We start from the raw sequence: 14,392 nt of genomic DNA on the forward strand, positions 1-14,392 counted from the left end.
CCGGCTTTGGTTGATTGAATCCGGCTAAGGATAAATCAGGTGTTCATAGATTCGAAGAAATCCGAATTGCTCTTCGTCTGCTTCAGCTTGTCGATGAGGAACTCGATCGCATCGGTCGTGCCCATCGGGGCGAGAATACGGCGGAGAACGAAGATCTTCTGCAGATCCTGGCGTGGAACAAGCAGGTCTTCCTTACGCGTACCGGACTTGAGAATATCCATCGACGGGAAGATGCGCTTGTCGGCTACCTTGCGGTCGAGCACGATTTCCGAGTTGCCGGTACCCTTGAATTCTTCGAAGATGACTTCGTCCATACGGCTACCCGTATCGATCAGCGCGGTCGCGATAATGGTCAGCGAACCACCTTCTTCGATGTTACGCGCCGCGCCGAAGAAGCGCTTCGGGCGCTGCAGTGCGTTGGCATCGACACCACCAGTCAGAACCTTACCGGAAGAGGGAACAACCGTGTTGTAGGCGCGGCCGAGGCGCGTGATCGAATCGAGAAGGATTACGACGTCGCGGCCATGCTCGACAAGGCGCTTCGCTTTCTCGATGACCATCTCGGCGACCTGCACGTGGCGGGTTGCCGGCTCGTCGAAGGTCGAGGAAACGACTTCGCCCTTCACCGATCGCTGCATGTCCGTCACTTCTTCCGGACGCTCGTCGATGAGGAGAACGATGAGATAGCATTCCGGGTGATTGGCGGTGATCGAGTGCGCGATGTTCTGCAGGAGAACCGTCTTACCGGTGCGCGGCGGCGCCACGATCAGACCGCGCTGACCCTTACCAAGCGGCGCGACCAGATCGATCACGCGCGACGAGAGATCCTTGTTGGTCGGAATCTCGAGTTCCATCTTGAAGCGCTCGTTCGGATAGAGCGGCGTCAGGTTGTCGAAGTGAACCTTGTGACGAATCTTCTCCGGATCGTCGAAGTTGATCGTGTTGACCTTTAGCAGCGCGAAATAGCGCTCGCCTTCCTTCGGTCCGCGGATTGGGCCTTCGACCGTATCGCCAGTCTTCAGCGAGAAGCGGCGGATCTGGGACGGGGAGATGTAGATGTCGTCGGGGCCGGGGAGATAGTTGGCGTTGGCGGAACGCAGGAAGCCGAAGCCGTCCTGCAGAACTTCGACCACGCCTTCGCCGATAATTTCGACGTCTTGGCTGGCAAGAACCTTGAGTATTGCGAACATCAGCTCCTGCTTGCGCATCGTGCTGGCATTCTCGACCTCGAGCGATTCGGCAAATGCCAGAAGATCGGTCGGGGATTTACTCTTAAGTTCCTGAAGCTTCATTTCAGACATGAAGTGTCCATTACTCTATAATTTTGAGGGGAAAGGCGATGTCGAGACAGTAACCGGTCCTGCGAGGAACCCGCAGACGATCGAACTTTACATACATGCCACAAGGATGAGGTGGACGGAAAATAGCGAGTCAGCTCCGCCGCCGCAAGGGGGCTGCTTAAAATGAAGCAAATTTAACCCGTCAGCCGGCTGCGTCAAAATGGCTTGACGACGACAAGGATGACGATTGCGATCATCAAAACGGTCGGCGCCTCATTCATGAAGCGCCAGTAGCGCGCCGAACGCCGGTTCTCGTCACGCTCGAATGCCTTTGCCGCACGGCTGAAAAACACGTGCACGCCGGTCAAGAGAACGACAAGCCCGATCTTTGCGTGCAGCCATCCGCCCTGGAAACCATAAACCGACCAAGAGAGATACAGCCCGAAGATCCAGGTCAGCATCATCGCCGGGTTCATGATCACCTTCAGCAGACGACGTTCCATCACCTTGAAGGTTTCCGACTGCACGGAGCCGGGCTCGGCATCCGTGTGGTAGATGAACAATCGCGGCATGTAGAACAGCCCCGCCATCCACGAGATCACGGCGATGATGTGAAGCGCCTTGATCCAGAGGTAGAGCGTATCGGGATTCCAGACGAAGAGACCGACCGCCAGCGCCACGAAGAAGGCAATGGCGATAAAGGCGCGACGGCGCGCATAGGAACCGGGTCTCTCGTCGATCTGGCGTTCCATGGTCAAACCCTCGTGCCGCGAACACGTTCGACGAGCAGCCGAACATTGTCAGGATCGGCCTGTGGGGTAATTCCGTGTCCAAGGTTGAAGATCAGCGGACCGTTGCCCAATCGCTGCAGGATATCGTCGATACCCACCTCAAGTGCCGCCCCGCCCGCAACCATCCGCATCGGATCAAGGTTGCCCTGCACTGGGCCATCCTTCTGCAGCTCGGCTGCGAAGTCGAGCGGGACAGACCAATCAAGGCCGATCGCATCAGCCTTCGTCTTCTGGCGATAGGTCTTCAGCAGATAGCCGGCGCCCTTCGCGAAAGCGATGATCTTCGCATTCGGACGCCGCGCTTTGATCGAGGCGATCATCCGCGCCACGGGTTTCACGGCAAATGCTTCGAACTCACGCTCGCCGAGCACGCCGGCCCAGGAATCGAAAATCTGCACGGCATCGGCGCCGGCATCGATCTGCGCGACGAGATAATCTGCCGAAACATCCGCCAACAGCATCAGCAGCTTTTCGAAAGCCTTCGGATGCCGATAGGCAAACAGACGGGCAGGGGCCTGATCGGGCGTGCCATGTCCGGCGATCATATAGGTCGCAACGGTCCAGGGAGCGCCACAGAAGCCGAGCAGAGTGGTTTCCGTTGGTAGATCACTCCGAAGACGTCGAACGGTTTCCAGCACTGGCTCCAGATGCTGCAGCACGCGGCTGCCATCCAGACCATAGATACCATCGACGTCAATCGGATCCATCTCCGGTCCATGTCCTTCGGTGAAACGAACATTGCGCTTCATCGCATCGGGAATGACGAGAATGTCGGAGAAGAGAATGGCAGCATCAAAGCCATAGCGCCGGATCGGCTGCAGTGTGACCTCGACTGCGTGATCCGGGGTGTAACAGAGATCGAGGAAGCTTCCGGCCTTGGCTCGTACCTCTCGATACTCCGGCAGGTATCGGCCTGCCTGCCTCATCAGCCAGATGGGGGGAGGGCTCAATGTTTCCCCGTCCAGAACCCGCATGATCTTCCGGCGCATTTCACTCAAGCGCTTCTTCCCTATAAAAAATCAAAGATATTTATAAGGTTTCTATTTCTTAGAGTCGGTGACTATCAAGGATTAAAATCCATCCACGTCCGATACCAATTGTCACTGTTTCGCGAGCTGCTCGGGAAGAAAATCGCGCAATTCGATGTCAGAAACAGGATTGGTGCGAAATACGATACAATTTCAATGAGATATATGGTTAGATGAAATTCGCCAAGCTGTGGACAAGCTGTGGCTATCTGATGAACAGCGGCAGACTTTCCACAAAACCAACAGGCCATCTTTCTTGGCCTCCAAAGAATCCGAAATGTGGAAAACCAGGCATGTTTTCCCTTGCCTAACCCCCGGCGCGTCTCGTAGCTCTCCGTCATCCAGTGTTTTCAACAGGCAGCGGAAAATAGCGTGGAGAACCGTACGAACTTCTTCCATCTGCATCTCATTTCTGACTCGACGGGCGAAACGCTGATTTCGGCCGGCCGCGCGGCATCGGCGCAATTCAAGTCGGCGCAGCCGATCGAGCATGTCTATCCGCTGATCCGCAATCGCAAGCAGTTGCTGACAGTCCTGCAGGCGATCGATGGTGAACCGGGCATCGTGCTCTACACGATCGTGGATCGCGAACTCGCCGCGTTGATCGACGAGCGTTGTCTCGAAATGGGCGTCGCCTCGGTCAATGTGCTCGAGCCCGTTCTTAATGCGTTTCAGATCTACCTTGGCGCACCGTCACGCCGCCGGGTCGGCGCCCAGCATGTTATGAACGCCGGATACTTCGCGCGCATCGAAGCGCTGAACTTCACGATGGATCACGACGACGGCCAGATGCCGGATGATTATAATGACGCCGACGTCGTCATCATCGGGATCAGCCGCACGTCGAAGACGCCGACCAGCATCTATCTCGCCAATCGTGGCATCAAGACCGCCAACATTCCGATCGTCTATGGCGTTCCCCTGCCGGAAAGCCTCTTCGAAGCGACCAAGCCACTCATCGTCTGCCTGATCGCCACCACCGATCGCATCTCCCAGGTCCGTGAAAATCGCGACCTCGGCGCGACGCCCGGTTTCGATCGCGGCGACTACACGGATCGCGCTGCGATATCGGAAGAGCTTAAATACGCCCGCTCGCTCTGCGCCCGCCACAACTGGCCGCTCATCGACGTGACCCGCCGTTCTATCGAGGAGACGGCGGCAGCAATCGTTGCCCTGCGTCCCAAGCTGCGCTAAGCGCTGCCCCTATCTAAACGCGCCGAGAGCACAGATGATACCGAAACTCATACTCGCTTCCTCCAGTCCCTTCCGTCGCATGCTGATGGAAAACGCCGGCTTGTCCTTTGAGGCTCATCCCGCGAAGGTCGATGAGCGCGCCATCGAAGCGCCGCTCGAACGAGATGGCGCAACGCCCGATGCGATCGCGCTGGTCCTGGCCAAGGCCAAAGCCAGGGAGGTGAGTGATCGCTCACAAGGCGCAATCGTGATCGGTTCCGACCAAACCATGTCGCTGGGGCAGCGCACGTTTCATAAGCCGAAGAGCATAGAAGATGCGGCCGGCCATCTCGCCGCACTGTCCGCACAAACCCACAGGCTGAACAGTGCGGTCGCGCTCGCCTATAATGGCGACATCATCTGGGAGCATGTCTCGCGCGCTGAACTGACGATGCGTCCGCTCACCGATGATTTCATCGAACGGCACCTGAAGCGGGTCGGCGAGCGCGCCTTGAGCAGCGTCGGCGCCTATCAGCTGGAAGGGGAGGGACTGCAGCTCTTCTCGAAAATCGATGGCGACTACTTCACCATCTTGGGGCTGCCGATGCTGCCGCTTCTGGAAAAACTGCGAGAATTGGGTGCGATCGATGGATGATTCACGTGAAACAATCGGCCCGCGCGCCTTCGTCACCGGCTTTCCTGTCAAGCATTCGCGCTCGCCGATCATCCATGGATATTGGCTGAAATCGCTGTCGCTCGACGGAAGCTACCGCACCCATGAAGTCGCGCCGGACGATTTTCCAGCTTTCATCCAATCGTTGAAATCGCGCACCTCGAGTTTTATCGGCGGCAACGTTACGATCCCGCACAAGGAAATGGCATTCAAACTGGCTGACGAGCCGGATGATCTCTCGCGCGAGCTCGGTGCCTCGAACACGCTCTGGCTCGAGGACGGCAAGCTGAAGGCCACGAACACCGACGGCCGCGGCTTCACCGCAAATCTGGATGAACGCCATCCCGGCTGGGACAAGGTGCGGTCGGCGGTCATTCTGGGCGCCGGCGGCGCCAGCCGTGCCGTCATCCAGGCTGTTCGCGATCGCGGGATCAAGGAGATCCACCTCGTCAACCGTACCGTTGCACGCGCGGTCGAGCTCGCGGATCGCTTTGGAGCAGCCGTGCATCCGCATCCGATGATGGCTCTGTCCGAAGTGATGAAAGGCGCTGGCCTCTTTATCAACACCACCTCGCTCGGCATGGAAGGGGAGATCGCGCCCGATATCGATTTCTCTCCGTTGCAGTCCGACGCCGTTGTTACTGACATAGTCTACGTACCGCTGAGGACGCCCATTCTCGCGCAGGCTGAGGAACAGGGTTTCGCGACGGTTGATGGTTTGGGTATGTTGCTGCACCAGGCCGTGCCCGGTTTTGAGAAATGGTTCGGCAAGCGCCCGGTCGTCGATGAGACGCTTCGCGCCTTGATCATCGCGGATATGGAAAAGCATTGATGCTGAAAATCGGACTGACCGGCTCGATCGGGATGGGCAAATCGACCACGGCAAAGCTGTTTGCCGATGCCGGCCTGCCGGTCAATGATGCCGACGCCGTCGTCCATGATCTCTATGCGGGTGCCGCGGCACCGCTCATTGATGCGGCTTTTCCAGGCTCGGTGAAAAACGGCACGGTCGATCGCCAGGAGTTGGGCCGGCAGCTTGCGTTGCGCCCAGAAGGCTTCAAGCAGCTGGAGCAGATCGTCCATCCTCTTGTCCGCGAGCGCGAGGCGATGTTCCTCGACGCGCAGCGCGGGCAGGGCACAATGATGGTGCTTCTCGACATACCGCTGCTTTTCGAGAGCGGCGGCGCCGATCGCGTCGATGTCATCGTCGTCGTCAGCTGTGATCCACAGATTCAGCGCCAGCGGGTACTTGCGCGTCCGAACATGACGGAAGAGAAATTCAATATGATTCTCTTGCGCCAGACCCCGGATGCTGAAAAACGCCGGCGCGCAGATTACGTGGTCGATACCGGTCACGGCATCGATCAGGCGAGGGAGCAGGTCGGTGTCATCATCGCGGACCTGAAACAGCGGATAGCGAACGGAGATTTCCCGAATGCGTGAAATCATTTTCGATACGGAAACCACCGGGCTTGATAACCGCACCGATCGCATCATCGAAATCGGCGGCATCGAACTCTTCAATCACTTTCCGACCGGAAAGACGCTGCACATCTACATCAATCCCGGTGACCAGAAGGTCCATCCGGACGCGCTCGCCGTTCACGGGATCACCGACGAGTTCCTGAAGGACAAGCAGCCTTTCGCGGCAGTAGCGCAGGAGATTCTCGATTTCTTCGGCGAAGGCAAGTGGATCGCCCACAACGCCACCTTCGACATGGGCTTTATCAATGCCGAGTTGGCGCGGCTTTCGCTACCGCCGATCTCTCCCGAAAATGTGATCGATACGTTGTCGATGGCCCGGCGCAAGAATCCGATGGGCCCGAACTCGCTCGATGCGCTCTGCCGTCGCTACGGGATCGATAACTCCCATCGCGCCAAGCACGGCGCCTTGCTCGACTCTGAACTGCTTGCCGAAGTCTATATCGAGATGATCGGTGGCCGCCAGACAGCACTTGGTCTCGGTGTCGCGCAAAACAACGGCGCCTCGGAACGCAACGACAGCGATGATGATATTGTCCTGGTCGCGCTTGAGCGGCCGCGACCGCTGACACCGCGCCTCAGCGAAACCGAAGCCGAGCAGCATGATGCGCTGATTGCCAAGCTCGGCCAGAAGGGCATCTGGGCCAAATACGATCGCCCAAACTAAAATGCCCGGGCACTGGCCCGGGCATCTCGGTGATCATTTGATCAGCAATTAGTTCGCCTGAACCTTTGCGCGGGCCTGCTCTTCGGCAACGCGCTGGGCAAACATCTGCGAGAAATCGATCGGGTCGATCATCAGCGGCGGGAAGCCACCGTTGCGGGTCACGTCGGCAATGATCTGGCGTGCGAACGGGAAGAGCATGCGCGGGCACTCGATGAAGAGAACCGGCAGCATGTGTTCCTGCGGGAAGCCGGCGATCCGGAAAACGCCACCATAGACGAGCTCCGTGTGGAATACCGTCTTGTCGCCTTCCTTGGCTTCGGCGTTCAAAGAGAGAACGACGTCGAAGTCCGTGTCGGAAAGCGGGTTGGCGTTGACGTTGACATTGATGTTGATGGCAGGTGCCTTGTCGCGGGCCTGCAGCGAACGCGGTGCACCAGGATTCTCGAAGGAAAGGTCCTTGGTGTACTGTGCTAGGATGGTAAGGCTCGGGCTCGTTGCGCCGTTATTGCTGTTTTCGCTGTCCATTGGCTTTTCCTCGAGGGCATTGGATTTCGCCGCATCTATCATTTCGACGATGTCGTTACAACCCTAGGCCAGCCGGCGCTTCTGTAGCAAGGGCCTCATTCGCCTAGGCTTTTGCCGGACCAGGGCGACTTGCCGTTCGGGTCACGCTGATAATCGTCTGCATCCAGATCGACGACGGTTGCATTGTTATCCCGATAAGGGGAGTGCGCTGACGTGCGGGGTCCGGATCCACCCACCACCACGAAACGGCGGCTCACATAGTTCCACGCAAGATCACGTACCGCCGGAATGAAGATGAGCAGCGCGACGATATCGCTGATGAAGCCCGGAATGATCAGGAGCAGCGCGGCGATGACGAACATTGCCGGCCGCAACAGCTCGCGGCCGGGCACGGCGCCAGAACGTCCTTCCATCGACATGCGTTGCAGGATGCCGATACCCTGCCGGCGCAACAACATCATGCCGGCCACGAAACTCAGCATGACCAGTCCGAGCGTCGCCCAAAGACCGACCGCCTTGCCGACAATCACGAAGCCCGCGATCTCGGCCAAAGGCATGAGCAGCAGAAAACCAGGCAGCATTGTAAGGCGCATTATTTCTCTCCGGCTCTCACCGGTCTCCATTGAAATCGGCCCAACGTACCGGACCCATTTGAATCATCTGTATATGCAGACTATATGGGTATACAAATTCTAGATGTTAACAGATTGCGGCGGGATATGGGTTCAAACGACTTCATCACTTTGTTTTTTCTCGTGGCGGCGGTGCTGATATTTTTGCAGCTGCGCAACGTCCTTGGTCGGCGCACGGGAAATGAGAAGCCGCCACGCGATCTCTACACGCCGCGCGATGCCGCCGGCCCCGAGACGCCGGATGCCGGAAAGGTCGTAACCCTGCCGCGCCGCGATGCGGCAGGCGAGGAAGAAGACCGCTTTGCGGCAATCGACGCTTTCGCGCCAGCCGGCACGCCGCTCAATGAATCGCTGCGGGAGATGAACAAGGCGGATCCCACCTTCAACCCGAAGGAATTCGTCAACGGCGCCCGCATGGCTTATGAAATGATCGTGATGGCCTTTGCCGATGGCGATCGCAAGACGCTCAAGAATCTGCTGTCCAAGGAAGTCTACGAAGGCTTCGATGCGGCGATCACCGATCGCGAAAGCAAGGGCGAGAAGGTTAAGTCCACTTTTGTCGGTATCGACAAGGCCGAAATCAAGAATGTCGAGGTCAATGGCAGCGAAGCGCAGATCACCTTGCGCATCATCAGCCAGATGATTTCCGCCACCTACGACAAGGCCGATGTCCTCGTTGACGGTGACGCGGAAACCGTTGCCGAGATCAACGATCTCTGGACATTCGCACGCGACACCCGCTCGCGCGATCCGAACTGGAAACTCGTGGCCACCGAATCGGAACATGAGTGATGATGAACGAGGCTTTGCCCTCGAGGCGATAGGCTTTGACGATCTGGAAGGCTGGCGGGATGATGATCCCTCCAGCCTTTTCGAGGCTATGGAAGCCTGTCGTCAACATATCGAACAGACCAAGCCTTACCGCACCGGATCGCTGGGCCTCACCAGCGCCGATCTCCTGGACCTGCTGCAGGCCGCGGGCGATGCCGGACCGACATCGGCGAGCGAGGCGCGCGCCTTCTTCGAAGCACACTGTCGGCCCTTCAGGATCAGGCGAGCCGACGGCCAACCCGGTTTCGTCACTGCCTTCTACGAGCCAGAGATAGCCATCTCAGATATTCCCGACGATGAATACCGCTTCCCATTCTACCGCCGTCCCGACGATCTGATCGACCTCGACGACCACAACCGTCCCGCCTCGATGGATCCGTACTACATGTTCGGCCGCCTGCGTGAGGGAACGATCGAGCCCTATCTCGACCGCGCCGCCATCGACAAAGGCGCGCTGGAAGGGCAGGGGCTGGAGATTTGCTGGGCAAAATCCAAGGTCGACGTCTTCTTCGTGCATGTCCAGGGCGCCGCACGCTTGCGTTATCCCGATGGGCGTACGGGGCGGATCACCTATGCGGCGAAGGCTGGCCATCCGTTTTCGGCGATCGGCAAACTGCTGATCGATCTCGGCGAGATCGACCGGGTGAACATCTCGATGCAATCGATCCGGCATTGGCTGGCGATCAACCCCGACCGTGTCGATGACATCCTCGCGCACAACCGGTCCTACATTTTCTTCCGCGAGGTCGAGATCGACAACGAGCATGCCGGCCCCATCGCGGCCGCCAAGGTGCCGCTCATCGCAGGACGGTCGCTTGCCGTCGATCGCCTGATCCACACCTTCGGCTTTCCCTTCTACATCCAGTCGCAAAGCCTGCTGCACCTGCAGAATGGAAAGCCGTTCCAGCGCCTGATGCTGGCGCTCGACACCGGCTCGGCCATCGTTGGCCCGGCGCGGGGCGATATCTTCACCGGTTCCGGCGACGCGGCTGGCGAGCTCGCAGGCACCGTGCGCCACGACGCCGATTTCGCGATCCTGATCCCGAACAAAGCCGCCGCGAGGTTTGCGTGATGGCGAAGGATCGCAAGCTCAGCTCCGATGAACGCATCCTTTGGGGCAAGGTCGCGCGCAGCACGCGCCCCATGCCCGGCAAAACAGGCGCGATGAACGAGCTCGATGCCTTCCTGGTGGAGGCCGAAAAGGAAGCGGACGCCGCCAACCTTAAAACCGCTGCCGCACCGAAATCGGTCGCCGGCGCCGGCGGGCAGCAGGAACAGGCAGCAGCGCCGAAGCCCGCGGGTGGCATCCATCATCCACTGGAGCGTCCGGTCAAACGCAAGATCGCCAAGGGCCGCCTCGCGCTCGAGGCTCGCATCGATCTTCATGGCCTCGTTCAAAGCGAAGCGCACATCATGCTGCTCGAGTTCCTGATGCGGGCTCACGATCGCGGTATGCGCCATGTTCTCGTGATCACCGGCAAGGGCAGTTCGCTTGGCAGCGATGGGGCGTTGAAGCGTGCCGTGCCGATGTGGTTCTCCAAGCCCGAGTTTCGCTATCTCATCTCGTCTTACGAGGCAGCGGCGCAGCACCATGGCGGCGAAGGCGCGCTCTACATCCGCTTGTCTCGTCGCGCGGGCGATCGGCTATGACGCCGTTCGGGGAAGCGATCCGCAAGCTCAGGGAGCGCAAGGGCGTGTCGCAGAAGCAGATGGCCGAGGCGTTGAACGTCTCTCCCGCCTATCTCTCGGCGCTTGAGCATGGAAAGCGCGGCGTCCCGACGTTCGATCTTCTGCAGCGCATCGCCGGCTACTTCAACATCATCTGGGACGAGGCAGACGATCTCTTCCTGATCGCGCGCTTTTCCGATCCGCGAATTGTCATCGATACCTCGGGTTTGGCGGCCGAATACACCACCTTCGCCAACCGTTTGGCAGGGTCTATTCGCCATCTGGATGAGGCGACCCTGGCAAAACTGTCGGAGGTTCTCGAAAATGCTGAAAACGCCGACGGAAAACGGTCATAATCCCCTGTTTTATGCGCTCTTGGCGGCCGCTGGCATTGGGAACTTCATGCAAAAACCCTATATTCAACGTGATTAAGGCCGGTGATTCGCCCGCGTGTCACCACGGCATCGACAACAGGGAATTCTCGACAATATGACCGATACACCCGCGACGGAAAACGGCGTTAGCACCGAGTATGGCGCAGACTCGATCAAGGTCCTGAAAGGTCTTGACGCCGTGCGCAAGCGCCCCGGCATGTATATCGGTGATACCGATGACGGCTCCGGCCTGCATCACATGGTCTACGAAGTCGTCGACAACGCCATCGACGAAGCCCTGGCCGGTCATGCCGACATCGTCACTGTAACGCTCAATGCCGATGGCTCCGTCACCGTGACCGACAACGGCCGCGGTATCCCGACGGACATTCACAGCGGCGAAGGCATTTCGGCTGCCGAGGTCATCATGACCCAGCTGCATGCCGGCGGTAAGTTCGACCAGAATTCCTACAAGGTCTCCGGCGGTCTGCACGGCGTCGGCGTTTCCGTCGTCAACGCGCTGTCGGTTTGGCTCAAGCTGAAGATTCGCCGCCAGGGCAAGATCCATGAGATGAGCTTCACGCACGGCGTGTCGGATGCCCCGCTCAAGGAAACCGGTGATTCCGGGGGCCTGACCGGCACCGAAGTCAGCTTCATGCCGAGCTCCGAAACCTTCACGATGATCGAGTTCGATTTCAACACGCTCGAACATCGCCTGCGCGAACTTGCCTTCCTCAATTCCGGCGTCCGCATCCTCCTGACCGACAAGCGCCATTCCGACGTGCGCCAGGAAGAGCTGCTTTATGATGGCGGCCTCGAAGCTTTCGTCTCCTACCTCGACCGCGCCAAGAAGCCGCTGGTCGAACGCCCGGTCGCCATTCGCGGTGACAAGGATGGGATCACCGTCGAAGTCGCGATGTGGTGGAACGATAGCTACCATGAGAACGTGCTCTGCTTCACCAACAACATCCCGCAGCGTGACGGCGGCACCCATATGGCCGGCTTCCGCGCCGCGCTGACCCGCCAGATCACCTCTTATGCCGACACCTCGGGCATCACCAAGAAGGAGAAGGTTTCTCTGACGGGTGACGACTGCCGCGAAGGCCTGACGGCTGTTCTCTCGGTCAAGGTGCCGGATCCGAAGTTCTCGTCGCAGACCAAGGACAAGCTCGTTTCATCAGAAGTTCGCCCGGTCGTCGAAAATCTCGTCAGCGAAGCGCTGAGCACCTGGCTGGAAGAACATCCGGCTGACGCCAAGATCCTCGTCGGCAAGGTGGTTGAAGCCGCCGCCGCGCGCGAAGCCGCCCGCAAGGCGCGCGAACTGACGCGCCGCAAGGGTGCGCTCGATATCGCCTCGCTTCCCGGCAAGCTCGCCGATTGCTCCGAGCGCGATCCGTCCAAGTCCGAAGTCTTCCTCGTCGAGGGTGACTCCGCAGGCGGTTCGGCCAAGCAGGGCCGCTCGCGTGAAAACCAGGCCATCCTGCCGCTGCGCGGTAAGATCTTGAACGTCGAGCGCGCGCGCTTCGACAAAATGCTGTCGAGCCAGGAAATCGGCACGCTGATCACCGCGCTTGGCGCCGGTATCGGCAAGGACGAATTCAACGCCGACAAGCTGCGCTACCATAAGATCATCATCATGACGGACGCTGACGTCGACGGCGCCCACATCAGAACGCTGCTGTTGACCTTCTTCTTCCGCCAGATGCCGGAACTGATCGAGCGCGGCCACATCTACATCGCCCAGCCGCCGCTCTATAAGGTGTCGCGCGGCAAGTCGATCCAGTATCTGAAGGACGAAAAGGCGCTCGAGGAATATCTCATCGCCCAGGGTCTCGATGACGCTGCGCTGACGCTCGGCAGCGGCGAAGTCCGCGTCGGACAGGATCTGCGCGAAGTCATCGTCGATGCGCTGCGCCTGCGCGCGCTGCTCGATAATCTGCATTCACGCTACAATCGCGCTGTCGTCGAGCAGGCGGCCATTGCCGGTGCGCTCAACGCCGAAGCGATCAGCGATGGCGCCCGTGCCCAGGAACTGGTGACCGAAGTGGCACGTCGCCTCGACGTCATCGCCGAGGAAACCGAGCGTGGCTGGGAAGGCGGCCTAACGAGCGAAGGTGGCCTGCGTCTCGAGCGCATGGTTCGCGGCGTCAAGGAAGTCGTGGTTCTCGACATGGCGCTCATCGGTTCGCAGGATGCACGCCTGATCGACCAGATGTCGGCTCGCCTGAAGGAAATCTACCAGACGCCGCCGAAGCTGACGCGTCGCGACGGTAATCTCGAACTGTCAGGTGCGCGCGAACTTCTGGAAGCCGTTTTCGCAAGCGGCCGCAAGGGCTTGACCATGCAGCGATACAAGGGTCTTGGCGAAATGAACGCTGAGCAGCTCTGGGAAACAACGCTCGATCCGAACGTCCGCTCGCTGCTGCAGGTGCGCGTCAGCGACGCCACGGATGCGGATGGTCTCTTCGCCCGCCTCATGGGTGATGAGGTAGAGCCGCGTCGCGAATTCATCCAGGAAAACGCGCTCAACGTCGCCAATCTCGACATCTGATCGCTAGCATTTATCAAAATACGGCCCTGCGGCTCACCAGTCGCGGGGCCGTATTTTTATTGCACCATTATCCGGCTACGAATTTACCCTTGAAGGCGACTTCGGCGAGCGGCTTGCGCTGGCTGGGGAATTCACGCTCCTGGTTGCGCTCCGAGAGCACGCTTTTGTCGGCAAGGCGTCCGAACGCAATGCCCGCCTCCACGCGGTAGCCTTCCGGGATGGCGAATGTATCGCGGATCTCATCATGCTTGATGCCGCCCATACCGTGGGCATAGAAGCCGGAAAGCTTGGCCTGCAGCGCCAGATAGCCCCAGGCGGTGCCGGCATCGAAGGAGTGCGTATAGCTCTTGCGTCCCTCGGAAAAGTCGCCGCTGAAACCCTTCGACACGACGAAGATCAGCGCGGACGCATTCTTCGCCCATTCCTGATTGGACTCGACCAGCAGCGATACGAATTTGTCCCAGTCGTCGGAGCCCTTCAGCGTGTAGATGAAGCGCCATGGCTGCTGGTTGGCGGAGGAGGGCGCCCAATGCGCGGCGTCCAGCACGGTCAGCAGGTCGGCTTCATCGATGATCTCACCGGTAAAGGCGCGGGGCGACCAGCGGTCGAGAAAGATCGGCTCGATCGGGTATTGGGATTCGCGGCTGTTGCTCTTTGTCATGGTCTTTCCGACAGTTGGTGGCGCGGTGCCGGGGTTTTGCTTCCTCGGCAAACGCA

The 14,392-nt window shown here is 59.3% G+C and carries 16 protein-coding genes; 10 read left to right on the top strand and 6 right to left on the bottom strand.

All coding sequences use genetic code 11. The annotated features are described in order from the left end of the window. Window positions 1-35: 35 nt before the first annotated feature. From rho to hemE, 3 genes are all read right to left on the bottom strand, one after another. The gene (rho, locus tag ACCD05_RS17965) at window positions 36-1,301 is read right to left on the bottom strand and encodes a transcription termination factor Rho (protein WP_018901115.1); all 1,266 of its coding nucleotides are present in this window, start codon (window positions 1,299-1,301) and stop codon (window positions 36-38) included. Window positions 1,302-1,495: 194 nt separating this feature from the next. Next, complete coding sequence (hemJ, locus tag ACCD05_RS17970) at window positions 1,496-2,032, bottom strand: protoporphyrinogen oxidase HemJ (RefSeq protein WP_018901116.1); 537 nt, start codon at window positions 2,030-2,032, stop codon at window positions 1,496-1,498. Window positions 2,033-2,034: 2 nt separating this feature from the next. Further along, window positions 2,035-3,069, bottom strand: coding sequence for a uroporphyrinogen decarboxylase (hemE, locus tag ACCD05_RS17975; protein WP_413394354.1), 1,035 nt, complete (start codon window positions 3,067-3,069; stop codon window positions 2,035-2,037). Between the two features lie 402 nt (window positions 3,070-3,471). On the opposite strand from hemE, the gene ACCD05_RS17980 reads away from it, so the two are divergent. From ACCD05_RS17980 to dnaQ, 5 genes are read left to right on the top strand one after another with little or no spacing between them, the layout of a single operon-like run. Beyond that, entirely contained in the window at window positions 3,472-4,293 is an 822-nt protein-coding gene (locus ACCD05_RS17980) for a pyruvate, water dikinase regulatory protein (RefSeq protein WP_413394356.1), read from the top strand. 34 nt (window positions 4,294-4,327) lie between these two features. Next, window positions 4,328-4,927: a Maf-like protein gene (locus ACCD05_RS17985; RefSeq protein WP_413394358.1), complete on the top strand. Its 600-nt coding sequence runs from the start codon at window positions 4,328-4,330 to the stop codon at window positions 4,925-4,927. Then, window positions 4,920-5,777: a shikimate dehydrogenase gene (locus tag ACCD05_RS17990; protein ID WP_413394360.1), complete on the top strand. Its 858-nt coding sequence runs from the start codon at window positions 4,920-4,922 to the stop codon at window positions 5,775-5,777. Before ACCD05_RS17985 ends, ACCD05_RS17990 begins: the two co-directional genes overlap by 8 nt. After that, entirely contained in the window at window positions 5,777-6,388 is a 612-nt protein-coding gene (coaE, locus tag ACCD05_RS17995; protein WP_413394362.1) for a dephospho-CoA kinase, read from the top strand. The genes ACCD05_RS17990 and coaE overlap by 1 nt, the downstream gene beginning before the upstream one ends. Then, entirely contained in the window at window positions 6,381-7,094 is a 714-nt protein-coding gene (gene dnaQ / locus ACCD05_RS18000) for a DNA polymerase III subunit epsilon (protein ID WP_413394364.1), read from the top strand. The genes coaE and dnaQ overlap by 8 nt, the downstream gene beginning before the upstream one ends. Before the next feature lie 48 nt (window positions 7,095-7,142). Here dnaQ and secB read toward each other — a convergent pair whose 3' ends face one another. Then, on the bottom strand, window positions 7,143-7,619 hold the full coding sequence (gene secB, locus ACCD05_RS18005) for a protein-export chaperone SecB (RefSeq protein ID WP_018901123.1): 477 nt from the start codon (window positions 7,617-7,619) through the stop codon (window positions 7,143-7,145). A gap of 95 nt (window positions 7,620-7,714) precedes the next feature. Beyond that, a complete protein-coding gene (locus ACCD05_RS18010) occupies window positions 7,715-8,212 on the bottom strand; it encodes an FxsA family protein (RefSeq protein ID WP_413394425.1) in 498 nt (165 codons plus the stop codon). 126 nt (window positions 8,213-8,338) lie between these two features. Here ACCD05_RS18010 and ACCD05_RS18015 point away from each other — a divergent pair, with 126 nt between their 5' ends. From ACCD05_RS18015 to gyrB, 5 genes are all read left to right on the top strand, one after another. Next, entirely contained in the window at window positions 8,339-9,043 is a 705-nt protein-coding gene (locus ACCD05_RS18015; protein ID WP_413394367.1) for a Tim44/TimA family putative adaptor protein, read from the top strand. Then, window positions 9,036-10,154, top strand: coding sequence for a murein transglycosylase A (locus ACCD05_RS18020; RefSeq protein WP_413394369.1), 1,119 nt, complete (start codon window positions 9,036-9,038; stop codon window positions 10,152-10,154). The genes ACCD05_RS18015 and ACCD05_RS18020 overlap by 8 nt, the downstream gene beginning before the upstream one ends. Further along, window positions 10,154-10,732, top strand: a complete 579-nt coding sequence (locus ACCD05_RS18025; protein WP_413394371.1) for a Smr/MutS family protein — start codon at window positions 10,154-10,156, stop codon at window positions 10,730-10,732. The genes ACCD05_RS18020 and ACCD05_RS18025 overlap by 1 nt, the downstream gene beginning before the upstream one ends. Further along, a complete protein-coding gene (locus ACCD05_RS18030; RefSeq protein ID WP_018901128.1) occupies window positions 10,729-11,106 on the top strand; it encodes a helix-turn-helix domain-containing protein in 378 nt (125 codons plus the stop codon). Before ACCD05_RS18025 ends, ACCD05_RS18030 begins: the two co-directional genes overlap by 4 nt. A gap of 133 nt (window positions 11,107-11,239) precedes the next feature. After that, window positions 11,240-13,675 (top strand): DNA topoisomerase (ATP-hydrolyzing) subunit B, encoded by a 2,436-nt coding sequence (gyrB, locus tag ACCD05_RS18035; protein ID WP_413394373.1) that lies wholly within the window; start codon window positions 11,240-11,242, stop codon window positions 13,673-13,675. Between the two features lie 67 nt (window positions 13,676-13,742). Here gyrB and ACCD05_RS18040 read toward each other — a convergent pair whose 3' ends face one another. Further along, on the bottom strand, window positions 13,743-14,336 hold the full coding sequence (locus ACCD05_RS18040; protein ID WP_413394375.1) for a nitroreductase family protein: 594 nt from the start codon (window positions 14,334-14,336) through the stop codon (window positions 13,743-13,745). Between the last annotated feature and the right edge of the window lie 56 nt (window positions 14,337-14,392).

Source organism: Rhizobium sp. Rhizsp42 (assembly GCF_047304155.1).
Classification (GTDB): domain Bacteria; phylum Pseudomonadota; class Alphaproteobacteria; order Rhizobiales; family Rhizobiaceae; genus Rhizobium.

Coding starts and splice junctions, on each gene's coding strand:
- rho (WP_018901115.1), bottom strand. CDS start 1,301: ATGTCTGAAATGAAGCTTCAGGAACTTAAGAGTAAATCCCCGACCGAT.
- ACCD05_RS17985 (WP_413394358.1), top strand. CDS start 4,328: ATGATACCGAAACTCATACTCGCTTCCTCCAGTCCCTTCCGTCGCATG.
- gyrB (WP_413394373.1), top strand. CDS start 11,240: ATGACCGATACACCCGCGACGGAAAACGGCGTTAGCACCGAGTATGGC.
- ACCD05_RS17990 (WP_413394360.1), top strand. CDS start 4,920: ATGGATGATTCACGTGAAACAATCGGCCCGCGCGCCTTCGTCACCGGC.
- ACCD05_RS18020 (WP_413394369.1), top strand. CDS start 9,036: ATGAGTGATGATGAACGAGGCTTTGCCCTCGAGGCGATAGGCTTTGAC.
- coaE (WP_413394362.1), top strand. CDS start 5,777: ATGCTGAAAATCGGACTGACCGGCTCGATCGGGATGGGCAAATCGACC.
- ACCD05_RS18015 (WP_413394367.1), top strand. CDS start 8,339: ATGGGTTCAAACGACTTCATCACTTTGTTTTTTCTCGTGGCGGCGGTG.
- ACCD05_RS18025 (WP_413394371.1), top strand. CDS start 10,154: ATGGCGAAGGATCGCAAGCTCAGCTCCGATGAACGCATCCTTTGGGGC.
- dnaQ (WP_413394364.1), top strand. CDS start 6,381: ATGCGTGAAATCATTTTCGATACGGAAACCACCGGGCTTGATAACCGC.
- hemJ (WP_018901116.1), bottom strand. CDS start 2,032: ATGGAACGCCAGATCGACGAGAGACCCGGTTCCTATGCGCGCCGTCGC.
- secB (WP_018901123.1), bottom strand. CDS start 7,619: ATGGACAGCGAAAACAGCAATAACGGCGCAACGAGCCCGAGCCTTACC.
- ACCD05_RS18010 (WP_413394425.1), bottom strand. CDS start 8,212: ATGCGCCTTACAATGCTGCCTGGTTTTCTGCTGCTCATGCCTTTGGCC.
- ACCD05_RS18040 (WP_413394375.1), bottom strand. CDS start 14,336: ATGACAAAGAGCAACAGCCGCGAATCCCAATACCCGATCGAGCCGATC.
- ACCD05_RS18030 (WP_018901128.1), top strand. CDS start 10,729: ATGACGCCGTTCGGGGAAGCGATCCGCAAGCTCAGGGAGCGCAAGGGC.